21 protein-coding genes are annotated in these 25304 nt (G+C 45.2%); 12 read left to right on the forward strand and 9 right to left on the reverse strand.

Annotation, left to right across the window (positions count from 1 at the left end; translation table 11 throughout):
- Positions 1-197: 197 nt before the first annotated feature.
- Genes Q4592_RS15485 through nirB form a run of 3 tightly spaced genes read right to left on the reverse strand, consistent with a single transcriptional unit; the run spans position 198 to position 3930 of the window.
- Positions 198-1010, reverse strand: a complete 813-nt coding sequence (locus Q4592_RS15485; RefSeq protein ID WP_137672519.1) for a formate/nitrite transporter family protein — start codon at positions 1008-1010, stop codon at positions 198-200.
- 35 nt (positions 1011-1045) lie between these two features.
- A complete protein-coding gene (gene nirD / locus Q4592_RS15490; RefSeq protein WP_368411618.1) occupies positions 1046-1369 on the reverse strand; it encodes a nitrite reductase small subunit NirD in 324 nt (107 codons plus the stop codon).
- A 2-nt stretch (positions 1370-1371) separates the two neighbouring features.
- Entirely contained in the window at positions 1372-3930 is a 2559-nt protein-coding gene (nirB, locus tag Q4592_RS15495) for a nitrite reductase large subunit NirB (RefSeq protein ID WP_303514751.1), read from the reverse strand.
- Positions 3931-4251: 321 nt separating this feature from the next.
- Between nirB and Q4592_RS15500 the strand changes: the two genes are divergently transcribed.
- The 4 genes from Q4592_RS15500 to Q4592_RS15515 all read left to right on the forward strand — a co-directional run bounded on the left by Q4592_RS15500 (position 4252) and on the right by Q4592_RS15515 (position 8299).
- Positions 4252-5061, forward strand: a complete 810-nt coding sequence (locus tag Q4592_RS15500; protein WP_303514753.1) for an ABC transporter substrate-binding protein — start codon at positions 4252-4254, stop codon at positions 5059-5061.
- Positions 5062-5166: 105 nt separating this feature from the next.
- A complete protein-coding gene (gene yjeH, locus Q4592_RS15505; protein ID WP_303514756.1) occupies positions 5167-6438 on the forward strand; it encodes an L-methionine/branched-chain amino acid transporter in 1272 nt (423 codons plus the stop codon).
- Positions 6439-6783: 345 nt separating this feature from the next.
- Entirely contained in the window at positions 6784-7719 is a 936-nt protein-coding gene (locus Q4592_RS15510; protein WP_303514758.1) for a DMT family transporter, read from the forward strand.
- Between the two features lie 76 nt (positions 7720-7795).
- A complete protein-coding gene (locus Q4592_RS15515) occupies positions 7796-8299 on the forward strand; it encodes a M48 family metallopeptidase (protein WP_303514760.1) in 504 nt (167 codons plus the stop codon).
- A 17-nt stretch (positions 8300-8316) separates the two neighbouring features.
- Here Q4592_RS15515 and Q4592_RS15520 read toward each other — a convergent pair whose 3' ends face one another.
- Positions 8317-8598, reverse strand: a complete 282-nt coding sequence (locus Q4592_RS15520) for a DUF805 domain-containing protein (RefSeq protein WP_368509300.1) — start codon at positions 8596-8598, stop codon at positions 8317-8319.
- A 581-nt stretch (positions 8599-9179) separates the two neighbouring features.
- Here Q4592_RS15520 and Q4592_RS15525 point away from each other — a divergent pair.
- The 4 genes from Q4592_RS15525 to Q4592_RS15540 are packed head-to-tail and all read left to right on the forward strand — an operon-like array spanning position 9180 to position 13948.
- Positions 9180-10583 (forward strand): TolC family protein, encoded by a 1404-nt coding sequence (locus tag Q4592_RS15525; RefSeq protein ID WP_303514763.1) that lies wholly within the window; start codon positions 9180-9182, stop codon positions 10581-10583.
- A 12-nt stretch (positions 10584-10595) separates the two neighbouring features.
- On the forward strand, positions 10596-11579 hold the full coding sequence (locus tag Q4592_RS15530) for an HlyD family secretion protein (protein ID WP_137672527.1): 984 nt from the start codon (positions 10596-10598) through the stop codon (positions 11577-11579).
- A gap of 3 nt (positions 11580-11582) precedes the next feature.
- On the forward strand, positions 11583-12764 hold the full coding sequence (locus Q4592_RS15535) for an ABC transporter permease (protein ID WP_303514766.1): 1182 nt from the start codon (positions 11583-11585) through the stop codon (positions 12762-12764).
- Positions 12761-13948 (forward strand): ABC transporter permease, encoded by a 1188-nt coding sequence (locus tag Q4592_RS15540; RefSeq protein ID WP_303514769.1) that lies wholly within the window; start codon positions 12761-12763, stop codon positions 13946-13948. Before Q4592_RS15535 ends, Q4592_RS15540 begins: the two co-directional genes overlap by 4 nt.
- Positions 13949-14403: 455 nt before the next feature.
- Here the strand turns inward: Q4592_RS15540 and Q4592_RS15545 are convergent, their stop codons facing one another.
- The 5 genes from Q4592_RS15545 to Q4592_RS15565 form a co-directional block, all read right to left on the reverse strand.
- A complete protein-coding gene (locus Q4592_RS15545; RefSeq protein WP_303514772.1) occupies positions 14404-15783 on the reverse strand; it encodes a HAMP domain-containing sensor histidine kinase in 1380 nt (459 codons plus the stop codon).
- On the reverse strand, positions 15722-16402 hold the full coding sequence (locus Q4592_RS15550) for a response regulator transcription factor (protein WP_137672531.1): 681 nt from the start codon (positions 16400-16402) through the stop codon (positions 15722-15724). The genes Q4592_RS15545 and Q4592_RS15550 overlap by 62 nt, the downstream gene beginning before the upstream one ends.
- 63 nt (positions 16403-16465) lie before the next feature.
- Entirely contained in the window at positions 16466-17029 is a 564-nt protein-coding gene (locus tag Q4592_RS15555; RefSeq protein WP_137672532.1) for a PepSY domain-containing protein, read from the reverse strand.
- A gap of 212 nt (positions 17030-17241) precedes the next feature.
- A complete protein-coding gene (locus Q4592_RS15560) occupies positions 17242-17913 on the reverse strand; it encodes an ABC transporter substrate-binding protein (protein WP_303514777.1) in 672 nt (223 codons plus the stop codon).
- A 137-nt stretch (positions 17914-18050) separates the two neighbouring features.
- The gene (locus Q4592_RS15565) at positions 18051-19718 is read right to left on the reverse strand and encodes a cellulase family glycosylhydrolase (protein WP_303514778.1); all 1668 of its coding nucleotides are present in this window, start codon (positions 19716-19718) and stop codon (positions 18051-18053) included.
- A 746-nt stretch (positions 19719-20464) separates the two neighbouring features.
- Between Q4592_RS15565 and Q4592_RS15570 the strand changes: the two genes are divergently transcribed.
- The 4 genes from Q4592_RS15570 to Q4592_RS15585 are packed head-to-tail and all read left to right on the forward strand — an operon-like array spanning position 20465 to position 25161.
- Positions 20465-22057 carry an ABC transporter substrate-binding protein gene (locus Q4592_RS15570; RefSeq protein WP_303514780.1) on the forward strand — a complete coding sequence of 531 codons (1593 nt, stop codon included), beginning with the start codon at positions 20465-20467 and terminating at the stop codon, positions 22055-22057.
- Positions 22057-22995, forward strand: coding sequence for an ABC transporter permease (locus tag Q4592_RS15575; RefSeq protein ID WP_303514781.1), 939 nt, complete (start codon positions 22057-22059; stop codon positions 22993-22995). The genes Q4592_RS15570 and Q4592_RS15575 overlap by 1 nt, the downstream gene beginning before the upstream one ends.
- Positions 22992-23801, forward strand: coding sequence for an ABC transporter permease (locus Q4592_RS15580; protein WP_303514783.1), 810 nt, complete (start codon positions 22992-22994; stop codon positions 23799-23801). Before Q4592_RS15575 ends, Q4592_RS15580 begins: the two co-directional genes overlap by 4 nt.
- Positions 23776-25161 carry an ABC transporter ATP-binding protein gene (locus Q4592_RS15585; RefSeq protein ID WP_303514785.1) on the forward strand — a complete coding sequence of 462 codons (1386 nt, stop codon included), beginning with the start codon at positions 23776-23778 and terminating at the stop codon, positions 25159-25161. The genes Q4592_RS15580 and Q4592_RS15585 overlap by 26 nt, the downstream gene beginning before the upstream one ends.
- Positions 25162-25304 lie beyond the last annotated feature (143 nt).

Genomic DNA, 25304 nt, shown 5'->3' on the forward strand with positions numbered 1-25304 from the left:
TGCAGCATCCTTTTAAAATCTATTACTAACAGTTTAGCGGGCTAACGCCGATGGCGTAGAGTACCAGCTCTGTGGCTTGCTGCCTATATTAGCCTTGGCCTTGGTGTGGGTAAGTTAATATTCTTTAGAAACAAAAAAGCCCCTAAGCACAAAGGCTAGGGGCTTCTATCTTTTCAGCAAAGTGCGCTGCTTAGTGATTAAGCGGCATTGCGTTGTGGCAAGGTTTTACCATGAGTCACATAAATGCTCATACCTGTCACCAATAAACCGCCCACAATGTTACCTAAAATAACCGGGATAAGGTTCCAGCCTAACCAGTCAGCAATAGTAAACTCAGCGCCTAACATCATGCCCAATGGGAATAGGTACATGTTTACGACGGCGTGTTCAAACACTAAACCGAAGAAGATGAAGATGGGGAACCACATGGCCAATACTTTGCCGCCAACGGTTTTAGAGGTCATGGCACCAACCACGCCTAAACACACCATCCAGTTACACAAAATGCCTTTAACAAATACGGTAATCCAGCCGTTTAAGCCGTGCTCAGCAAAACCTAGAGTACGCGCGGTAGAAGCTTTGATAAACGCTTGGCCTACAGCACCCGGCTCAACACTAAAGTTCATGGTAAAGGTTAAGGCCACCAAAAACGCCACTGCCACAGAACCAATTAAGTTACCTAAGCCTACTAAGCCCCAGTTACGTAATACACCCGCTTTAGTCACACCAGGACGTTTTTCTAACAACGGCAATGGTGCAAGTGCAAATACACCGGTCATTAAATCAAAACCCATCAGGTTTAAAATACAAAAACCCACTGGGAATACCAATGCACCCACTAGCGGAATACCAGTTTGCACGGCTGCGGTAATCGCTACTGCTACCGCAATCGCTAAAATAGCACCAGCCATAATGCCGCGAACAATGGTATCGCGGGTCGACATAAACACTTTGCTTTCACCAGCATCGATCATGGTTTGAACGAATTCAGCGGGTTTTACGTAAGACATATTAGTCCTTAATGTTAAAGTTAAATCGAAATTCTTTAGGCGCTTACGGCTACCTTGCCGGCGCTAACTTTTACTGGATAGCTAGCAACAGATACTGTTGGGTTTTCTAGGCATTCACCGCTGGTTAAATTGAAGCGTTGTTTTTTAAGTGGGCTAGCAACCCAAAGTTGACCTTGATGCTCAACAATCAATCCGCGTGATAACACGTTAGATTGAGCAAAAGGGTCCATGTTATTAATCGCAAATACTTGCTCGTCATCACGTGGGCGGAACAAAGCTACTTGAGCCCCGTTCACTAATGCGCAAATACCGGTGCCTGGGGTGATGTCGTTTAGTTTACAAACTGTTTCAAAGCTCATGATTATGCCTCCAACTCAACGTGTAGAATGTCGCCTTTAGCGCCGGGATTTTTTTCTGAGAACGTCGCAGGGCGATGCTGTTCACGCTCGTCCACAAACACCACGTTGTTGTCACGTTGGTCACTGTTAATAAAGTGAGCAAAGCGTTTTAGCTGTACCTCGTCGTTAATGGTATCGGTCCATTCACAACTAAAGTTTTCAATTAACTTCGTCACGTCGGCTTCGAGCTGTTGGTTAATGCCCAATTTGTCGTTAACGATCACTTCACGCAGGTAATCTACGCCGCCTTCTAGGTTTTCTAACCACACTGAAGTACGTTGTAGTTTGTCGGCAGTACGGATGTAAAACATCATGAAACGGTCGACATATTTAAGTAGCGTGGCTTGGTCTAAGTCAGCCGCTAATAAGTCACCGTGGCGAGGTTTCATCCCGCCATTACCGCCAACATACATGTTCCAACCCGCGTCGGTAGCAATAATGCCTAAGTCTTTACCTTGCGCCTCGGCGCACTCGCGGGTACAACCCGATACACCAAACTTCATTTTGTGCGGGGTTCGAATGCCTTTGTAGCGATTCTCTAGCATGACACCTAGGCCAACACTATCTTGCACACCAAAGCGACACCAGGTGCTACCCACACAGGTTTTAGCCATGCGTAGCGCTTTACCATAGGCTTGGCCGGTTTCGTAACCCGCTTCGATTAGCTTGCGCCAAATAGTAGGAAGGTCGTCTTTTTGCGCGCCAAATAAACCAATACGCTGCGCGCCAGTAACCTTGGTGTAAAGCTTGTATTCTTCGGCCACTTCGGCCAATACGCCAAGGGCTTTCGGCGTTACTTCGCCGCCCGGCATGCGCGGAATCACCGAGTAAGTGCCGTCTTTTTGCATGTTGCCAAGGAAGTTGTCGTTGGTGTCTTGTAAGCTCACCAATTGCGGTGCTAATACATGATCGCCCCAGCAAGAAGCCATAATTGAGCCAACTGCAGGCTTACATACTTCACAACCATAACCTTTGCCGTGCTTAGTGAGCACTTGGTCGAAGCTTTTCAGGCCTTCGATGCGAATCAGGTGGAACAACTCTTGGCGTGAATATTCGAAGTGCTCACATAAGTGGTTGTTTACTTCTACGCCCGCTTTAGCCAGCTCTGCATTAAGCACTTGGCCAATCAGTGGCAAACAGCCGCCACAACCAGTACCTGCATTGGTAGAGGCTTTAATTTCGGCCATAGTGGTTTGACCGTCAGCCACTGCAGCAGCGATCTTACCCTTGGTAACATCAAAACAAGAACAAATCACCGCTGAGTCAGGCAAAGAGTCTGCGCCCATTGCCGGCTTTTCGCCTCCAACATGAGCAGGTAAAATAAGCGTGTCTGGGTGCTCAGGTAAGTCAATGTCGTTAAGCTTAAGCTGCAGTAAGTTACCGTAGTCTGCGGTATCGCCTACTAATACTGCGCCCAGTAGTTTTTTACCGTCTTCAGATACGATTAAGCGCTTGTATACGCCCTCTTCATCGTTTTGGTAAACAAAGCTCTTACAGTTTGGTGTGCGGCCGTTGGCATCGCCAATGCTGCCTACCTTTACGCCGAGTAACTTAAGCTTGGCACTCATGTCGGCGCCTTCAAAGGCGTTGTTATTACCCAATAAATGATCAACGGCCACTTGCGCCATTTTGTAACCAGGTGCGACTAAGCCAAAGAAGCTCTCATTCCAAGACGCACATTCGCCAATCGCGTAAATGTGTTCGTCTGACGTTAAACACTGGTCATTAATTGCAATACCGCCACGAGGCGCAATGCTTAATTCAGATTGACGCGCCAACTTATCTTGTGGGCGAATACCGGTAGAAAATACAATGAAATCCACTTCTAATTTGCTGTCGTCGGCAAACTGCATGGTGTTGCGAGCTTGCTCGCCTTGCGCTTGGATTTCTAAGGTGTTTTTGCTGGTATGCACTTGCACACCCATGCGCTCAATTTTGTTGCGCAGCAATAAACCGCCTTGCTGGTCTAATTGCTCGGCCATCAGTACTGGAGCAAATTCAATCACGTGGGTTTCTACACCTAGTGCTTTAAGTGCACCCGCAGCTTCTAGCCCTAATAAACCGCCGCCTACTACTGCGCCGCTTTTACTCTTTTTAGCGCTAGCTTCAATGGCTTTTAAATCTTCAATGGTGCGGTAAACAAAACAGTCTTTATTTTCGCTGCCCTTAATAGGCGGTACCCAAGGGTAAGATCCCGTCGCCATTACTAGCTTGTCGTAGTTAATTTCACGACCAGTGCTTGAGTAAACCACTTTTTGCTCACGGTTAATGTTGATAGCGCGCTCGCCTAACAACACCTCAATACCGTGTTTCTCGTAAAAGCCATGCTTCACTAAAGATAATTCTTCAGCGGTGTGATGAGAAAAGTATGAAGACAAATGAACGCGGTCGTAAGCTACTCGCGGCTCTTCACAGAAAACGGTTACGTCTAATTGGCTCAGATCAGCTTTATCAACCAAATCTTCCAAATAACGGTGACCCACCATGCCATTGCCAATTACAACTAGCTTCAACTTGCTCATAGAATTCCTAGGGACAAAATAAGATTAATGCGCGGATAATAGGATGTAACAAAAATAAAAGAATGATGTAGATCAATAACAACTTTAAACTACCCTAAAGAGGTATACTGGTTATTTATACTGCAAATTCTGAAATATTCTTACACTTGAGTAATAAAAACACACTAAAAAACACGTATTTCGCCTAACGTGATTTTGTAAACAGATGAAATTATTTTTCACATACCTACTCAAAATAGGTAGTTGGTGTGAATATTGAGCACTGAGTTTACACACTCAACTACAGTTAAATCAGGTGAGCGTTAACAAACAGAGCAGGTAATGATAAATAAGTTAAGTAAATGTTATCGCAGAAAATTTAGACTACTTGCAGGTATTGCTTGGCTAGTTTCTCACTCGGTCATTGCCGTAGAAAATATCAATTTAACCAGTGGCGAGTGGCCTCCTTATTTGTCAGCTAAATTAAGCAAAGGAGATATTGCTGCGCAGATAGTTAGCGAGGCTTTTGCCCTTAATAACATCAGTACTTACTATGGCTATTATCCTTGGAAGCGCTCTTATGAGTACGCTCGCCGAGGACTTGGTGCCGCTAACGTTCAATGGCACGGCAGCCTTGCATGGGTCAAAACCCCGCAACGCGAGCAACACTTTTGGTTTAGCGATCCCATTGTTAGTGACAAAGAGGTTTTGTTCTTCTTAAAATCTAGGCCGATTCACTGGCAAAAAATAGAAGATTTACAAGGAGTCACTATTGGTGGAACCATGTTTTCTGTTTACCCCTCGCTTGAGAAAGCCGCCAAAAACCAGCTTATAGTGTTAGAAAAAGTAGGCGATTATCAGCGTCTATTCGAACGACTGCTACACAAACGGATAGATGCGGTTGCTCTCACCAAGCATGTCGCGCTGCATTATATCAACTATCACCTCAGTAACAGCGATGCTCAGCAAATTAGCTATTCAGAAACCTTGCTCGAACAACGTAAGTTTCGTTTGATGTTATCTAAGCAATATCCAAACAATCAACGATATCTGAAACAGTTTAATCAAGGATTACGAACGCTAAAATCTAGTGGGAGATATTCCGAAATAATCGACCAATTTACCCCGCGTTTATTGTCACCGTTAAATTAACGGCAATAGGCGACTAATTCACGTGAATTTCCGCTAAGTTCACAGCTTTCAAGTAGGTCATTTAGGACTATGATTGAGTTTTCCATCCTCTAGCAGTTGTTACCTATGAGTCGTTTACATCAACAATTAGGCATTAGCCAAGGCGTTGCCTTGCTTGCCACTTCTCTTCTTGGCACTGGCATATTTGTGGTGCCCGCCATTGCTGCCAGCATCGCTGAGCGCAGCTCACTATTAGCCTGGGCCATTCTCATCGCTTTGGTACTGCCTATCGCCTTTACCTTTGCCGCCTTAGGCAAGCGCTATCCACACGCAGGTGGTGCCGCTCACTTTGTGGGAAAAGCCTTGGGGCCGCGCGCCGAAAAACTCACCGCCTTTTTATTTCTGTCGGTACTGCCAGTAGGTTTACCAGCCGCGCTAGTGATGGCCACGGGGTTTTGGCAGGCGGTATTCGAGCTAAGCCCAATCATGTCTCTGGGTATTCAACTCTTTACCTTGCTATGTATGCTCTTGCTGGGTTTAGGCGGCGCTAAATTGTCGGCCAATGTGCAAGCCATTATCGCCTTGGCCATTGTTACTTTAGTGGCGGCATTATGGTGGCAAGCCGATATAGTGAGCAGCGATTACCAATTGCCCAGTGACCTAGGCAGCCCCAATATTGTGCCTGCGCTGGCGGTGATGTTTTGGTGTTTTGTTGGCATTGAAGCTTTCGCTCACATGGGAGAAGAGTTTCGCCGCCCTGAGCGTGACTTCCCCATCGCTTTATTGCTTGGCGTATTTGTAGCTGGCGCCGTGTATTGGGCAGCGTCGGTAGTGGTTCTAAAGTTTGGTGCTTACGGTACTCAGCATGCTAATACGCAATCACTGCCGCATGTAGTCGCCTTGCTGTTTGGCCCTCATGCAAAGTGGCTAGCCGCCATAGTTGGCTACCTAGCCTGCTTTGCTAGTATGAACATTTATATTCAAGGTTTTGCACGGCTGCTTTGGAGCATGGCTGACGAAGGTCACTTACCCAAGCAACTGGCACATTTATCAACAAACAAAGTCCCCACCCGTGCACTAATTACTATTGTTAGCGCCTGTGTTATTAGCTGCGTTGTAGCGTGGTTATTTAAACTGCCGTTAGATGAGTTGATTCGCTACGCCAATGGCAATTTCATTGTGGTATACCTATTAAGCATGATCGCTGGTGCCGTATTGCTTAAGGGCGTATTCAGAATACTGGCTATCACTGGCGCCGCCTTATGCTGTTTGCTGCTGCTTGCGTTGGGCCAACAAAGTATCTACGTATTGCTGCTATCAATAATATTTTTGTTAATTCAGCCTTTGTTTATGCAAATAAAGAAACAATGGAAAGTGTCTAAGCTACCCAAGGGTTGATAGCTTTAGGCGCCGTTGCCTCATAAGTAACCACTCGCAAAAATGTATCAAGCACCACTTTGTCGTGGTGCTTTTTAAACTTTAAGCTTCACTTGCAGCCTTTTCGCTATTGCCGTAGGCTAAAAGTTCATCACTTAGGAAATGACATGACCCAAGTTTTCATCACCGCCAAGTTCAGCAGTTTGCTCGCATTAAATGTGAACACTACTGCGGTTAAACTGTGGCTGCTGCTTACTACAAGCAGTGGTGAAGATTAGTTATACATTTTCACTGGCTGCGAAGCGCAGCCAGCCCCTTTGCCCTTCGTAGCCTACTTTTTTTACCCATAATAAGGCTCGTAAGGACATGAATAATCACAAACCGATATACCGTCAAATCGCTAGTCGCTTTTCTGCCAACACTATTGGCCTAGTACTCGCGCTGGTTGCTACTGCGCTGTTCTCCCTCAAAGCGATTTGGATCAAGCTTGCCTATCAACACGATATCGATCCCGTGAGCTTAATGACTTTGCGTATGGCGTTTAGCTTACCCATTTACTTGGCGCTAGCAGGTTTTTGGTGGAAACAGGGGCGCTTTACCAATAAACCGATTGCCGGTTTTGCCCTAAGAGCATCTATTGTAGGTATTGCGGGTTATTACCTTGCCAGCTTTTTGGATTTAAGCGGTTTGCAGTACATATCAGCCCCTTTGGAGCGGGTGGTATTGTACGCTTATCCTAGCTTCACTATTTTATTGGCTTGGTTGGTCTATCGGCAAAAACCACAAGCGATATTTGTTATCGCACTACCGCTAAGCTGGGTGGGTGTGGCGCTAATGATGTGGCACGAAGCAAGCGCAACTCAGTTAAACAACAACGTGGCTCTAGGCACTAGTTTAGTGGTGGCGAGTGCGTTTAGCTTTGCCGTATACCTGGTATTTAGTAAAGCCATAGTCAGTAAAATAGGCAGCCAAGCATTTACGTGTATTGCAATGATAGCGGCAAGTTTGGCAATTTTTGTCCATTATTTCCTGCAAAGTAGCAGTATTTCCCTAAGTGCTTATCCATCTCAAGTATATTGGTACGCACTAAATATGGCGATATTCTCTACGGTGATACCGTCCTTTTTATTTAGCGAAGCAATTCACCGTATTGGCGCGCAGCGTACCTCTATTTCCGGCAGCGCTGGGCCGGTATTTACGCTACTCATGGCAGTGTGGATTCTAGACGAGCAGGTAAACATCTTTCAGCTAATAGGTATTGCCCTAGTGGTGGCTGCGGTAGCCTTGCTCAATAGAAAATAACCGCTAACAGCGCGGTAGCTTGCTAGGTCGATGTTCAGCCAGTTACACTAGGCTAAACATCGACTTTTAATGACTCATGAACACGCTTAAATATCTCGGCGGCTATCCCGACACGCTACATTCGCAAATACAAAACTTGATTGAGCAGCAAAAACTGGGCGACTTTTTGTTAGCTAAATACCCCACCATCCACAACATTCATAACGACCAGGCGCTAAGGGAATACGCCACTGAACTAAAAAACCGCTATATGCGAAAATCAGCCCCATTAAGCAAAGTTATTTACGACAAGAAAATTCATGTCGTGAAACACGCCTTGGGTTTACATAGTTATGTTTCACGTGTTCAAGGCAGCAAACTAAAAAGTAAAAATGAGATTCGAGTTAGTAGCCTGTTTCAAAAGGTGCCAGAACCGTTTTTGAAGATGATTGTGGTACATGAACTGGCGCATCTAAAAGAAAAAGAGCATGACAAAGCGTTTTACCAACTCTGTCAGCATATGCTGCCTGATTATCATCAATTAGAATTTGATACGCGGGTGTATTTAACCCAGCTAGAATTGGTTGGGCCAATTTACTAACCCAACCAGACCGCCAATTAAGCGAATACGCCATTACCCTTGGGGTTTGCGCCGTAGTTATTGTCGTCGTGGCTATCTGAGGCCAAGAACACAATCAACACAATAAGGCCGATAATCGGTATTAAAGCAATTAGCGGCCACCAACCACTACACCCCGTGTCATGTAAACGTCTTGCGGCAATGCTGATGCAAGGAATCAACATTCCTAGTGGGAAGATAAGTGACAATAACTGCATGCCAATAGCAACATCAATAACACTTAAGATGATGCTAATTACCATGTAAATCAGGCTAAACATTCAATATACTTTTCTGCGAGCTCGCCCTGAAAATTCGGCATATTTCTTCAACGCGCTAATAAAGTATTCCATCATAATCCTTTTCAATGAGTCAGATAAATTCAAACTGGTATGACTAACACCAGCTAAAAAACACGCTAACCCATTGTTAAAAACAAACTATGATGCAAATAAGTGATCAGTCAATAAAGAAAAGGGTAAGTAGCAGCGAAAGCAATCCAGCCACGCAGTGCCTATTTGATAGCGGCAAATTCAATACTTATGGCATCACCTCTTTATACATTTATAAAGGCTATAAATGATTGAATATATTCGCTTAGCCAAAATGAATAACAGGCCTAATCACTAAGTTTTACATCCATTTGGGGAACACTTCCCAAGTTAGTTATGGCAGGCACCTAGCGATGCAGAAAAACTCGATGCTATCGTTAATATTTCAATTACTTAAGCCACCATTTATGAGTTACTCGTGGTTTTAAGTTACCTGCTATGCTTTAACAGAAAATGCTTAGCTAAATAACTTGAATCGCAACAGCGAACCCAATAGAGTAATTACTCTATATTGTTAAGGATGATACTTAGTGATTACTCGATTTAAGAGCCCTAAACTCTTTTCGGTAGGTTTAGTCGGATTATTCTGTGCGCTAGTGAGCAGTACTTGTTTCGCAATGAGCTTTGAACAAGCATGGCTAGAAGTGCTAGAAAAGAACGAAAGCCTCGCCGCGAATAAAGCCAGCGTAGCTCGCTCTGAGGCAATGCGCGATGCCGCCAAAGATTTGTATTTTCCCAAGGTGGACTTAACCGGTAACTATACCCGTTTGGAAAAACCGGTCTCTCTTGATCTAAAAGACTTAGAACCACTCGCGTCTTTAGATCTAAGCGGGCTTGACCCAGCATTAGGGCAAATTCTAGCGCCTTTATTAAACTTACCCACGGTAACAAACTTCACTGAACAAGATATAACTACTAGCTCTATTCGCGCCATTTGGCCTTTATATACCGGTGGCCGCCGTGGCGCCGCTATTGATATTGCTCGCGAGCAAAATATTGAAGCAGGCAAAGTGCTGGCCATGCAACAACAAGCTAAGTTTGAAGACTTAGCCAAAGTGTACTTTGGTGTAGTGTTGGCCGCCCAAGTAGCAGAAACCTACAAAGATGTTGAAGACGGCTTAAAGAAGCACCAGCGAAACGCATTAAAACTAGAGCAGCAAGGGCAAATTGCTTATGTTGAGCGGCTGCAAGCCGACGCTTCATTTGATAAAGCGAAAGTCGATACCAAAAAAGCGCTACGCAACTACGAAATAGCCCAACTGGCCTTAAATGAGTTAGTGCATAGCCAGCATGCAGTGCAACCCAGCACAAGCTTATTCACCGAAGAGCAGATCCCCGAATTAGAAAGCTTTATGAGCCATACGCTTAATAGTTATCCGGGTTTGGCCATTCTCGACAGTAAATCAGAACAAGCCAAGAAAATGGTCACCATTGCCAAAGGCAGTTATATGCCAGAGGTTTATATGTTTGGTAACTACGATATTTATAAAGGTGATAGTTTAGCCGCTAAATACGCGCCCGACTGGATGGTAGGGGTTGGTGTATCGGTACCGATTATTGATAACTCTGGACGCTCGGGCAAAGTGCTAGCAGCCAACAGTACCTTAGTGCAAATTGGCTATATTCGAGCTCAAGCCGAACGTGATTTAGGCTTGTTAGTAGAGAAAACCTACCGCGAAGCGGAGCAAGCTTTAGAAGAATATCAAGGCTTGGAATCTACTTTGGCACTGTCGAAAGAAAACTTACGGATCCGCTTAAAAGCCTTTAGCCAAGGTTTGGCTACTTCGCTAGATGTAGTAGACGCCGAGATGTACCAAGCTAGCGTAAAAACGCAACGCCAATCGGCTGCTTATCACCATGTTATCGCCTTAGCAAAGCTCACTGCACTCAGTGGTGAAATGGCGCAGTTTTCACAATATTACCGATTTAACTAGGGTTTACTTATTATGCGCAAGCTTTCAGCTGTTTTACCCATTGTTCCGCTTTTGGCCATTATTGCTTGGGTGGCATACTCATTTTGGCAAGCCTACCAACCTAAACCGCAGATTTTGCAGGGCCAAATCGAGGCGCAGCAATACAACATATCCTCTAAAGTGGCCGGTCGTATTGACCAAGTATTGGTAAGGAAAGGCGATCAAGTGGAACCGGGTCAGCTGATATTTTCTATTACTAGCCCAGAATTAGACGCCAAATTAGAACAAGCAAAGGCCGGACAAGAAGCCGCGTCAGCCATCGCAGAGCAAGCTGAAAACGGCGCACGCAGCCAAGAAATATCAGCTGCTAAAGATCAATGGCAAAAGGCACTAGCAGCCTCTAAATTGGCAGAAAAAACCTACCAGCGAGTAGATAACCTATTTGAAGACGGCGTAGTGTCTGAGCAAAAGCGTGATGAAGCCTATACCCAGTGGCAAGCCTCTCGTTATACCGAGAACGCCGCCTCACAAATGTACCAATTGGCGAAAGAAGGCGCCCGTGACGAAACCAAACGCGCAGCGCTAGAGCAAGCTCGCGCAGCCGCTGGAGTAGTTGCCGAGGTGGAAGCCTTTTCTAGCGATACCTTGGTAAAAAGCTGGCATTCCGGCGAAGTGAGCCAGTTGCTATTACAGACCGGTGAGCTGGCTCCTACCGGGTTCCCAGTGGTATCGATTATAGATATGCAAGACGCTTGGTTAGTACTGCATGTGCGAGAAGACCAACTCAGCCAGTTTCAAACTGGCGAGCAATTTGTAGCGAAGTTACCCGCGTTAGACAACCAAGAATTTAAATTTGAAGTGTCTCATGTAGCGGTAATGGGAGACTTTGCCACGTGGCGAGCCACCGACAGCCGTACTGGTTTTGATTTGCGTACCTTTGAGATTGAAGCAAGACCGTTGCAGCAAATTGAGCAGTTGCGGGTAGGCATGAGTGCCATTGTGGCGCTTGAGCAATAAGCCATGCCACATACCGATGATTCAAGCCTTAGCCTAAGGCAGTTAGTTGCCCAGCAATGGGCATTGCTGCGCGATAACCGTTGGTTAATGGCCATGCTAACTTGGCTGCCTTTACTGGCTTTTGTTGGTGTGTGGTGGGTATTTTCCTCAGGGTTAACCCGCGATTTAGATATTGCGGTGGTGGATCACGACCACAGCCAGCTATCGCGTAGTTTAATTCGTCATTACGATGCCAGCCCCACCTTAAAAGTCGTCAGTGTGAGCGGCGAACCGGAAGCGCGTTCATTGCTACGAACTGGCGAAGTATCTGCTTTAGTCATTATTCCCAGAGATTTAGAGAAACACACCAAGCTTGCCCATGCCCCAACAGTAGCGGCGTATTACAACAGCCAATTTATGGTACTGGGTAAACAAATTAACTCTGCGTTGCGCCAAAGCCACGGTACGTTTAGTGCCAAAGTTGAAGTGGCGCGGGCACTTAGCCACGGCAATACTCAAATACTACAAGCGCTAGGCTCAGCCTTACCCATACGTAACCAAATTAGTGCTTTGTATAACGGTAATAGCAATTATGCCCAGTTTATTGTGTCGGCTGCACTGCCTGCCTTTTGGCAAATTTTGATCATGGCAGTAATGATTTTAGTCTTAGGGGCGGAACTGCGTGACCATAGCTACAAAACCTGGTTAGCCAAACAAGCTTGGCAAAAAATCACCGTAAAGTTACTGTTTTTTGGCAGCCTACTGTGGTTGCAAGGGGTCTTGTTATGCACCTTAATGTTCCACGGTTTTGATTGGCCAATGCGCGGTTCATGGAGTGTATTATTGCTCGCGTTACTGCTATGTGTGATCGCTTCTCAAGCAATAGCGTTAATCTTTATGCTGTTGTTTCAAGATGTTGCCCGAGCATTGAGTTTTGCTGGGGCGCTTACGGCACCAAGCTTCGCGTTTATGGGAGTGACTTTTCCGGTTAGCGACATGCCTTGGTTTGCCCAGTTTTGGCGACAACTTATCCCTATTACCCATTACATTGAAACCCAAGTATCGCAAGCCAACTATGGTGCAAGTGCCCTGCAATCTTTACCTTCTTTACAGGCTTTGTTGCTATTTAGCGTCGCGTTTATTAGTGCCGCTTGGCTGATTCGAATTCGCTTTACGCAACCAGGCGCTCAGGAGCTACGGTCATGAGTTGGTGGGTATTACTGCGTTTAGAACTGCGTCGAATTTTGGCCAATCGAGCCTTGTTGTTAACAGTATTTGGAGGCTTGCTGCTCTATGCGTTTTTATATCCGCAGCCCTATATAAAACAAACACCCCTGCAGCAACCGATCACCGTTATTAATGCCGATGGCAGCCAATTAAGCCGCCAGCTCATTCGTATGGTAAACGCCAGCCCTTTGCTAGAAGTCACCAGCCAAGTCGCCAGTATTGAGCAAGCTCAACAGCTATTGGTTGAACGCAAAGTGGGAGGCTTGCTAGTAATCCCAGAAAACTTCTATCGCGATGTTCTAATGGGTCGCTCACCCACTCTCTCTTATGCCGGTGATGCCTCTTACTTCTTAGTGTATGGCACTATTGTGCAAGGCTTGGCGGAAACGTCGGCCACCTTGGCAGCTCAGGTTAAAGTCGCCAAAATGGTGGTCGATGGCGTGCCTATCTCTCTTGCTAGCCAACTGCATTCACCCGTACAGCTCAGCACCAACGCAGCCTTTAATGCTCATCAGGGTTACTTGGATTACGTTATTCCTGCGGTATTTATTGTGATACTGCATCAAACTTTGTTGATTGCCATAGGCTTACACGCCAGCCCGACCAAGCCAGCAATAAAACCGAATTTAGTTCGCTTTTTTCCGGCGTGGAAAATAGTCATGGTTCGCAGCATTTTGTTTGTAGCGATTTACTGGTTAATGAGCAGCTTTTACATTGGCATAGTATTGGATTATTACGGCGTACATCACTGGGCAAATGTGGCCGATATTTACAAACTATTGCTGCCATTTTTGCTAGCCGCCAGCGGTTTAGCCATGTGCATCGCCAGCTTGCTGCCTAAACGAGATTACGCCACTATCGTTGGCTTAATGACTTCGCTTCCCATTGTGTTCGCCTGTGGCTTTATTTGGCCTTTGAGCTCCATTCCCATGCCTATCAATATTATTGCGGATTTAGTTCCGGCCAAACCGATGGTATTGGGCATGCTAAAAATGAATCAGATGGGAGCAAGCTTTAGCGAGATTCAACATCACTTCACTCACCTATGGTCATTGGCAGGCTGTTACTTTGCTTTGGCTGTCGCGATGATTTATTGGCAATCGACCTCAACCCCTAAGGTAGATGCTGCCAAATCAGCATTGCCTTCTTCACTCTCAGAGTGAAAACGGCATGGAATAAGTCGGTATTTGAACTGAGCTGAAAATAAGACAATTCAAGAGCTTATACTTCTAGCGTAAATAGAACCTAGCAATACGCGGGCAGATCACAAAGAACATACACAAAAGCAACAAATCATCAACGTCCGTCACAGATCCATTTGCTCACTCTGTAAACAATTGTGGCCAAAGTTTATCGTTTACTGGTAGAGCAATTAGCTCGCACCTTGCAGTTTGGCATTTTGCCGGCTGTGCGTGCGATTAGGCTGTCGGCCTAACGCATCAGTGACTAACATTGGATGGTGGGAATACTATGGAACAGTTTTATTTTACTTATTACGTAAACCTTTTTGCTAGAAAAGCGAATAAGCTTAACAAGAGAAAGGTACATTCTTAGATTGCTCTCAGTCTAAAGTAAAAAGCCAGTCTCTTTAGAGTACTGGCTTTTTTTAGGCCGTTAATTACTCACCAAAATTCACCAGCACGGTTAAACCAGGCTGATTACTTTGCAGCTTCACCTCTCCTTCGTGTAAACGAATAATCGCCCGCACTAAGGGTAAACCCAAGCCATAACCGGGGCTGTTTCTGCTGCTTTCTAAACGGTATAAACGCTGAAATACTTTATCGGTTTCAGACTCAGGAATGCCGGGGCCATTGTCGCTAAGCGAAAAACCCGTAGCGTTAACTGTGAGTTTAATTTGGCTTTGCTCTCCAGCATATTTACTGGCATTTTCTAGCAAGTTGTAAATAGCACGAAATAGCAAGGTCGCATCACCTTGCAACTTACACGCTTGCTTAATCTCTACATTAAGCACTTGATTGCGCTGTTGAGCTAGTGGTTGAATCAGCTCAATGGCGTCTTCTGCAATATTGACTAAGTCTAGCGGCTTAAAATTAGCTTTTTGCTGCTGTTGTTCCAAGCGAGTGAGCTCTAACATGGCAGTAAAAGTAGCTAATATACCGTCTAGTTCGGCTAACATGCTGCTAAGTTGCTCGCTAGTTACATGCTGCTTTTCAGCATCTAATAGCGCTTGTTCCAAACGTAATCTTAACCGCCCTAAAGGAGTACGTAGATCGTGAGCAATGGCATCAGTGACTCCAGTAATGGCATCAAAGGAGTGTTCGACTTGCAGCAACATTTTGTTGATATGAGTTGCCATGTGATCAAACTCATCATTGCGTTTGCTTAATGGCACTCGCGCACTCAATTCGCCCGCTTCAACCTTAAGCGCAATCTCGTTAATGCTATTCACTCGGCGCAATACTTGAGCAGAAAAGAACCAACCGGTAATCAGCCCCAAAGCTAGGGCAAGTGCTAAGGCCGCAACGCTGGCTTGAATAAATTGCTCACGTAAATCAAACAGGGCTTCGTCATCGGTAGCCACCAGCAAGCGGCCATTGTCGAGGCTTTGTACACAACCGGAAAATAGCCGAATTTCATTGTAATTATAAACAGGAAAGCGCGCTATCTGCGGGCAGGCAGTCACTCGTTTAGGAATAGCAGCTAAGCGACCATAGGTGGTGTGGGTATCGCTGTAGACCATAATAAACTGGCGCGATTGTTCGGCTTGTTGCTCAAACTGACGAATAAAATCAACTTGGCTAAGTTCTTCGGCCAATACTTGTTGCTGTTGTTGCAATTGATTGAGCTGCAGAGTTTGGCTGCGGCCGAGCTGACCAACGCTGAGTTGGTAAAGTACCCACAGCAATATGCCAACCACCAGCATGAGCAGCCCCGTATAGAGCCGAGTTAAGCGCCAAACTGAGCTCGCTTGGTGGTTATTTCGCCACCATCCGGTAACCCACGCCACGTACGGTTTCAAGTAGTGGGTTATGGCCATCAAGTTCTACCTTTTTTCTTAAGCGCGCAACATGCACATCAATAACATTGGTTTGTGGATCAAAATCGTAATCCCATACCGCCTCAAACAATAAAGTGCGGGTAACCACTTGGCCAGCGTGTTCCATTAAATAACGCAACAGCTTAAATTCTTTAGGTTGCAGTACAATCTCTTGCTGGCCACGCCAAACCTGTCTAGCCAATAAATCCATGCTGAGATCGGCCACCTGCAATTTGTTAGATTGCGGCTCTGCTTGGCCACGCTGCCGCTGTAAGAGAATTTCTATTCTTACTAGTAACTCAGCCAAAGCAAAGGGTTTAACTAAGTAGTCGTCTCCACCTTCTCGTAAACCTTTGACCCGTTCATCTACACTGTCTAAAGCACTCAAGATCAGCACTGGCAAGGTTTTGTTAGCATTGCGCAGCGTAGACAATACCGTTAAACCATCAAGCTTAGGTAGCATTCTGTCTAGTACCAGTAGCTGGTAGTTGTGCTCTAAAGCGAGAAACAGCCCATCTTGGCCATCACTCGCCACATCTACCTGATAGCCTTGCTCAGTTAAGGCTCGCTGCAAAAACTGCTGAGTCGTTAAGTCATCTTCTATAACTAATATTCGCACTCGATTTGGCCTATAGCTAGATAAAAATAAGGTTGGCACTTGGCCAACCGTAGCAGCAAGAACTTAGTGCTTAAGCACTGGAATGGTCTCGCCAGTAACAACGTCTACTATCACGCGTTGTTTACCCTGTTGACCTAATAATTTGAACTTGTAAAAGGTAATGCCTTTTTCGTTTTCTAGTTCAAACTCCAATACTTGCGCTTGGTACTTATCATTTAACATGGCAATGGTTTGTTGCAGTGACAGTTCTGACTCCGCTACTTGCTCCAAGGCCAAACGCTCATCATCGTCTATTTTACTCACACCTAATATGGTCAGTTTACTGCTTTCATTTTTTAGCATTTCGCCATCACTAAGGCTTAGCTTAAGTTTATGTTGTTGTTCTTGCGCTAAGTTAATCACGTCCACTTCGTAAACCGCTTGGCCTTTATAGTCGTCCAGCTCAAGCTCGGTGATATGGCCTGGGTAAGTGGTGTTAACCTTTTCAATGGCTTGCTCTAAGCTAAAGCCCGCTTTTTTAAGCGCTAGCGCGGATAAGGCATCATCGTCGGCAATCGCTGCGGTTGAGGTTAACGCTACGGCAGCAGCTACACATAATTTTTTCGAGAATTTAATTGGCAGTTTCATTCGGTAATCCTATTTGCTTAATTGACGCTAAGCAGTTTATAAAACCGCGCCTTACCACAAGGTGGCTGCAACATTACATTTTGTTCATCTTAATTAAAACAAGCGAATAACATTAGAACAATGATGAATAAGCGCCTAATGCACTTATTCAACCACAAGCTGATGAGAAGATAAATAATCAATGGAAGCAAACACTTGTGCTAGGTTACCAATTAGTTTTTAACCAACGGTTCGGCTGTTAGCTTACGCAGCACAGTGGCTAAACTATCGGCAATGTCTTGATGTTTATCGTGTAAATAATGATAAACCGGAATGGCGTCTAAGCCGGGTGACAGCATTTCTATTTGTTTGTGCCAATATTTTTTTACCACATACTCGCCAATCGATTGCGGCAGAATAACTACGTCAACCCGCCCTCTGCCTAACATGGTGAGAGCCTGATGGGCATCACTAAAGAAGACTGTGCTGGCGTGATTTTCTAGTTTAACTTCTAAGAACAGATGACCACGAACCCCAGCGACCTGATAACCTTGCAAATCTTCCCATTGTGAAATATCTATGTCTTCGCGTTTCACAAATGCCGCAATATTAATGTAAGCCAATGGCACGGGAATCATTAAGTGATGAGGTAAATAGCTGGCGACATACTCGGTTCGAGCTAATTCGGCATCAATGCCAAAATTGTTCTTAGCTTGATACAAAGAACGCTTAGCTGGCATAGGAATTATCTCTACCTGATAACCCAGTTCGGCGTAAGCGTTGCTCACTAACTCGCTCACGTTGGGAAGAGCCGCTATGGTTTCTACTGTTGAAATACGAAGGCTTGGCCCCGCATGAAGCTTAACGCTTATTAACATCAGCATTACCAGTACAATCATTTTCATGCTATTTCCTTAGTCCCTAAAGGAGAGCAATAACTGACAATATACTTTTTAGTGTAGTTGATGTTGCGATGTTTCAAACCTTCAAATTAACTCATTTGAAGGTTTGCAGGTCTCACTTAAGCTTCAATATCTACGTTTCAATCATTTAACCTTTCGGTAAGCATTTGAATTAATGGCTGATTCGATTTATCGGCTTGCGGAAGACTGCCAAAGCCAAAATATAAACCAAAAGGATCTTCATGATAGGTATGCAAATTAAAATGGGTTTGATAACTGTCAGCTACGTCTAATACATCACTCACCCACTGTAAGCCGCCCGCTTGGTCTTTAAAACACGCAGCGATACAGCCAAACTCACCTAAATATAAAGGCACTTGTTGATCCATTCCCCATTGCTCGATAGGTCGTATTATTTCGGCTATCAGGGCTTTATCCCAAGGTAAAATAGCGTTAACACCGGTTTGGAAGTCTAAGCGCGCTTGCACATGAGCCGCGCTCCCTGCATTACTGGTTTTGGCCCAGGCGGAGATCTGATAATAATGGCCTAGGGTTGGCACAATAAATTGCTGGGAACTGCCGCTGTTAGCATCACCACTGGTATTGCTAATCTGAATGGCATCTTCGCCTTCTAGAATGCGCGACCTCGAAGCGCCCTTGTTGTTGGCTGCCCAAAAGTACCAGTTTGAATGTTGGCTTAAATCCACCTCAATGTGCCGCAATACTTGCTCGCCATCAGCGGCGTATTCAGTAATGGTTACCTGCTTAAACCAAGTATCTCCTGCGTTATTAGCAGAGACTAAAGCCGGATACATTAACTCTACTTTGGGATCGGTAAGAGCAAACTTGTGCCCCTGCAAATACTGCCAATCTGCATTGTGCTCGCTCAATCTAGGATTATTAAAATAGGCGTCGTACCAGTGCGGCGAACCGATAACTTTAACGCGCTCAGGATCGGGATATTGCGCCGGTGCTTGAAATTGGCTCAACCAAGAGGCTTGCTGATGGGTGTAATCAATCGGCTCGTAAAAGTGATACTGATAAACAAGATTGGGGTCGTCTAGCTTAAAGAAGTTTTGTTGCTGATCGATCTGCCATTTGCCTTGCACCGCTAATAAGCGTTCTACAAACACAATATGCTCGGGATTTACTTGGCGAATCGCCGCAAGCGCTGTAGTGGCCAAATCCACCCATTGTTGTTTACTGCGGCTAGTAATGGGTTCATTCAGTAAATCTAGACCAGCAATATTAGGATGGCCTCGATAGCGTTTGGCAATGGCCTGCCACAAACTCACCAGCCGTTGTTGGTTTTCAGCTTGCTCCCATAAGGCATCTCCGCCACCTAAAGACTGAAAGCCACCCTGCGGTACATGCATATTTAACACTAAATAGATGCCGTGTTTTTCAGCCCACGCTAGGTTTTGATCCAACCAATCCCAACCCGCTTGATGATATTGATAAGGTGCAGAGTCACTTTCAAAGGTTTGGTAGTTTAGGTAAAAGCGAATGCTGTTAAAACCCATCGCCTTAACGCGTTCAAAGTCTTGTTCGTTATGATGTTTGTTAGGAATACGGGTATTTGCCCATACCTCGTTGCCAAAAGCGACGCCCTTTAAACGCACTTTTTCACCTTTACCGTTAACGATAAAGCGCCCCTCAACCTGTAAGCGTAATTGCGGGTCGTAATCGGCCAGTGGGCGGTAAACGCTCACATTTTGCAGCGCTTGTTGTTGAGTAACAGAACTAGAACTACACGCCCAAAGGCTAATCAGTAAGGAGAGAATAAACACTCCATGAAAACAACGCATTACGAGTCCTTAGTGTGAAAGTTTAAGTCTGTAATCAAATATACCTAGCTCGCTACGATAAAAACCCAAGCCAGTTCACTGAACAAAATCTTGGCGATATTTCGTAATTAAAAACCGTTTTTTTGCAAAGCTGTGAACACAGTAATAACGAGGGAATATATGCAGATTGAGGCTATATCACCATTAAGCCCCAAGCTAAGGTATCGCAAGGCGTTAGCAAATGATAAAACCAGCCGCACAATACATTCTTCAGGTTAAACAATCACTTCCTAAGCCTATATAGAATCACTAACGTCCGAAAAATTTAAAATGGGAAAGCATCTCTATTGTGTGGTGTGATTCAGTTTTAATTGTTACATTATCACACTGTTTTATTTTCACATTGCTCATGTTTTGCGCTATTTCCATTCTCTTCAATTAAATAAGCTGCTATTGCTGGCCATGCTCATACTCCCTTTAGGGCTGAGTACCGTGTCGCTTATGCATTCAATGGAAATGGAACATGAGGCTCACGAACATCATCAATGTGAAATGTATGAAGCAATTAACAATGCCGTGAACGCAGCGGCAACACTGGAATGTCGCTCAGATAAAGCCCATTGTTATCAGACGTTTGAACCACAAGCTATAGCATTCATCTCAAAAGAACTTCCTCGTACTCGGTCTCCTCCTAGCGTTACTTAAGCTTCAAATACAATTTTTCTATCCCATTTTTATAACGCTAATTAACATCGTTAGGACTTGTTATGACCGAATTATCGTATGCTTCTATCAATAAAAAGAAGAAGCTTAAACGTGGCATTTTAATTGCCACGGTTATCGCAGTGGGTGCAGTTATCGCATTCACCGCTACTCAAAAATCATCAGACCAAATTGTTCCATCTAAAGCCAATACTCTCTCCATCAGTGGACCTTGGGAAATATCCAGCTTAGATCCGTCTAAGCAAGGCTACATTTTGACGCGGATGCAAGTGATTGAAACCTTGCTAAACGTAAATAGCAAAGGGCTTATCACCGCTGGTTTAGCGACCGAATGGCGCAGTAGTGAAGACGGCCTGACATGGCAGTTAAGCCTGCGTAAAGGTGTGACTTTTCATGATGGTCTGCCCATGGATGCTGACTCAGTAGTTCAAAGCCTAGAGTTTGCACAGAGTAAACACGGCACCTTAAATAAGGCCGAAGTAGTAAGTATAAAAGCGCTAAACAGTGAACAAATTAGCATTGAGTTAGCTAAGCCTTATGCTGCGTTTGCTTCGCTGCTTACTAATTATTCCAATGCAATTTTGTCTCCCGCGTCTTACAAACAAGATGGTGCAGTTGAGACACTCTTTGGCTCAGGGCCTTACCAAATGAGTAGCTTTGCTCCGCCACATAAGCTAACAGTGAAGAAATTTGACAACTACTGGGGACAAAAACCAAGCATTGAGTTTGCGACCTATTTGACCGGACATAGGGCTGAAAGCCGGATTCTCCAAGCTAAATCAGGTGAGGCAGATATCGTATTCACCCTCGAACCATCAATGCTGGGGCAATTGGATGGCTCAAATGAAGTGCAGCTCTATAGCCATTTGGTGCCGCGTACCATGTTTATTAAATTAAATGCAGCACATCCATTCTTGGATGACATACAAGTACGTAAAGCCTTAAGTATGGGACTAAACCGCGCAGCCATTGCGACTAACGTGCTTGGCTCTGAAGGCTCGGAAACCTCGCAATTGATGCCCAGTTCAATGTCACAGTGGTTTGTTGAAGGTATCGAAACCAATGGCTACAACCTAGCGCAAGCACGAGACATTTTGGCTGACCTAGGTTGGCAACAGGGTGACTCTGGCGTGCTTGAGCGTGATGGCAATCCATTTAAATTAACTATGATTACTTACGCCGATCGCCCCGAGCTAACCACCGTTGCTACCGCAATTCAGGCCCAGTGGGCTAAATTGGGGGTAGAGCTTAAGGTGGATATTACTAACTCAAGTATGATTCCTGCAGGCCATAAAGACGGCTCGTTAGAAATGGCATTAATCGCCCGTAACTTTGGTTTTAGTGGTGACCCTCTTCCTATTATGAGTACTGATTTCGCCCATGGTGGCGGTGATTGGGGAACCATGAATTGGAACAATGCGGAGGTGGATAGTGCCATTACGGAATTGGTGAGCTCGCAAGATCCTGAGCGTTCTTTAGAACTCAGCCAACAGGTTGCCGCCACAATTTATAACGAGTATCCGGTATTGCCAATTTCTAGTTATAGCCAACACACATCGGTTAATAAGCGCGTTAAAAACTTCCAATTCGACCCGTTTGAGCGCGATTACTTCATTAACCAGATGGAGATTAAATAATGATATGGGAGCTTCTTCGGAAGCGCCTTTACCAATTAGTGTTGGTGGCGTGGGGAGTAGGCACACTAACCTTTGTGTTAATGCGCAGCCTACCGGGCGATATGGCTTACCGCATTGCGGCAAGCCGTTACGGTCAAGACAATGTCGATTCGGCTGCCGCTGAATTAGTCCGACAAGAACTCAACTTAGACCAAGGATGGCTCTCAAGTTATGTGAATTGGTTGTTCGAGTTATTACAGTTTAACTTGGGGAACTCTCTGGTGAGCGGTTTGCCGGTGAGTGAAACCGTGCTACATCAGCTCGGTCACTCGCTGCTGTTAGCGGGCTTTGGTATTGCATTATCAATTTGTATTGCACTGCCCCTTGGTACTTGGTCAGCCAAAAAGGGAGGGCTGGTAAATTCAATAATGGTGTGGTTTTCCACTTGCACCCGAGCCATGCCTGTTTTTGTTCTTGGCTTAATTTTAATCCTGCTTTTTGCCTTGGAATGGCCACTGTTTCCGGTGGCGGGTTTTGGCACTTGGCAACACTTGGTGCTTCCAAGTATTACCCTTGCCATTAGCTTAGCTGCGGTGTCTAACCGGGTGGTGCATGGCAGTGTTCGAAGAGTATTAAGCTCGCCCTTTTACCAGTTCTCTCGGGTTAAAGGTTTAAGTGAGCGACAAACCTTCTTTCGCCACGGCATGCGCAATATGGCTGTGCCCATCGTTGCCTTCATTGGGATTCAACTGGTCAGTGTTATCGAAGGTATTGTGATGATTGAGTCACTCTTCTCTTGGCCTGGTGTAGGGCATGGTTTAGCCCATGCAATCTTTGCTCGTGATATTCCAGTTATTCAAGGCTGTGCTTTAACCATGGGGGTTCTGTTTGTGGTGCTGAATGGCATTATCGATCTACTGTGTTATTGGATTGACCCTAGAGGGGAGCAAGAACAATGATTAAGTCATTAAGCTTGAACCAAAAATTAGGGCTAACGCTTTTACTGGGGTTATTTGCTTTTGCTTTGTTGGTGGGTGGTTTCTCGCCCTATACCATCGATGAGCAAAACCTCTCTATTCGCCTTATAACGCCTAACAGCGACCACTGGTTTGGCACAGACCATTTTGGTCGCGACATGATGACAAGGCTAGCCAGCGCCATTGTATTGTCATTTAGTTTAGGTGTGTTCTGCGTACTCACCTCATCTATTCTAGGGGTGACTCTAGGTGTATGCTCCGCATGGGCTGGCGGCCGCGTAGAACAAAGCTTAGATGTACTGGTAAACATACTGTTGGCCTTACCTGGCTTGGTATTAGTGTTATTGCTATCGGCGATTGCTCCAGGATCATTTGTGGTTCTGTATTTTGCGATTTCCTTAGTGCAATGGGTAGAGTATTACCGCGTCACTCGCGCAATAACCCGTACCTTAATGGACAGCCCTGAGCGCCAAGTATCAGTAATGATGGGCTTTGGGAAATGGTATCAATTTAAGCGCCATATATGGCCAGCCATCTCATCTTCAGTATTCACCATGGCGGCCTTTGGTGGTGCCAATGCCATCTTAATGATGGCCTCTCTTGGCTTTGTTGCGGTAGGTATTCAACCACCATTGGCCGAGTTAGGTTTGATGAGTGTTGAGCTATTCCCATTTTATGTTGAAGCGCCTTGGGTATTAATGCAGCCGCTTATTGTGGTGGCATTGCTAGTACTTGGTTTTCATTTGTTAGCAGGAGCGAGTCGTGAATCTCTTAATTCAACTCACTGATCTATCGATCAATGCAAAAGAGCTTGAGCTCCTTCAGCCGCTTTCACTGAGTCTTTACCGAGATAAACCTTTAACTATTCTTGGCCAAACGGGATCAGGCAAGAGTTTGTTGGCACAGGCTATTATTGGCCTACTCCCCAACGAGTTAAGCCAACAGGGTCAAGTGGAAGTATTTGGTAAATTACACGACCGCGGCTCTTTAGTTAGCTTATGGGGTAAAGAGGTGATTATGTTGCCGCAAGAGCCATGGCGCGCGCTAGACCCTTTAATGCCAGCTTACCAACAAGTGTTAGAGGTCTATGAGTGTTTACATGGTTTAAGTCATGAGCGGGCGTTTAACCAAGCGATGGAAGATTTAGAAAAAGTCGATCTAAAATCCAGTGCTTTAAAAAGACCGGGCCAATTATCTGGAGGCATGGCGCAACGCTTAGCGGTAACAGCCGCAACTGCAGGTGGTGCTAAGCTGATTTTAGCTGATGAGCCAACTAAAGGTTTGGACGTAAGCCGCCGAGATGACATTATTCAATTGCTGTTGCAAAGTGCTCAAGGTGGCGGCTTGCTCACCATTACTCATGATATTGAGGTGGCAAGGCAAATTGGTGGCGACATCATAGTGATGAAAGAAGGTGTTGTAGTTGAGCAAGGCAGTGCAGAACAAGTGCTGAATCAACCCGAGCATTCTTACACACAATCACTTATCGGTGCCGATCCTCGGCATTGGGATCAACGTACTAAGGGCTTGATAGATAAAAAGCCGGTGCTAAGTGCGACAAGCCTGGCGATTGGGCGTAACGGACAAGCTCTGTCTGCAGGCATAAATTTTACCATTCATGCGGGCGAAGTGGTGGGTGTGGTTGGAGATAGTGGCAGTGGTAAAAGTACGCTGGGTGACACCTTGTTAAATTTGCTACCACCGATTAGTGGCAAGGTAAGCAAGCAAGTATCAAATACCAAACCCTATCAATGGCTAAAGCTATTTCAAGATCCACCAGCGGCCTTTACTTCAAGCGTAAGCCTTGGCGTATTGTTAGAAGATGTCATAAATTTGCATCAGATCGACAGAGGGCGAATTGCACCGTTGATGAACAAGCTGAAGCTAGCACCAGAATTGCTGGCACGCAGAAGTACCGAGGTCTCTGGAGGAGAGTTGCAACGCTTTGCTATATTACGGGCTCTGCTACTCGACCCGATATTTTTGTTTGCCGATGAGCCAACATCACGGCTCGACCCTATCATCGCAAAAGAAGTCACAGACTTGCTGGTAGACCTCGCTAAAGAACAGGGTTGTGCCTTGCTTCTGGTGAGTCATGACCCACACATGATAGAGAAGCGCTGTGATACGGTGGTGCAATTGAAGTAAACCTCAATAGAAGGTCGTTACTCCCTAATGACCTTCTTTTAAGTTTATCAATCTGATCCAATACCTAAATCAAATTGGTTCGAGCAAGCAGGAAATTGATGCTAGCAAAAATAAAGCCGACTTATTCGTCGGCTTTATTCATC

The sequence above is a fragment of the Agarivorans sp. 1_MG-2023 genome (assembly GCF_030548385.1).
GTDB lineage: Bacteria > Pseudomonadota > Gammaproteobacteria > Enterobacterales > Celerinatantimonadaceae > Agarivorans.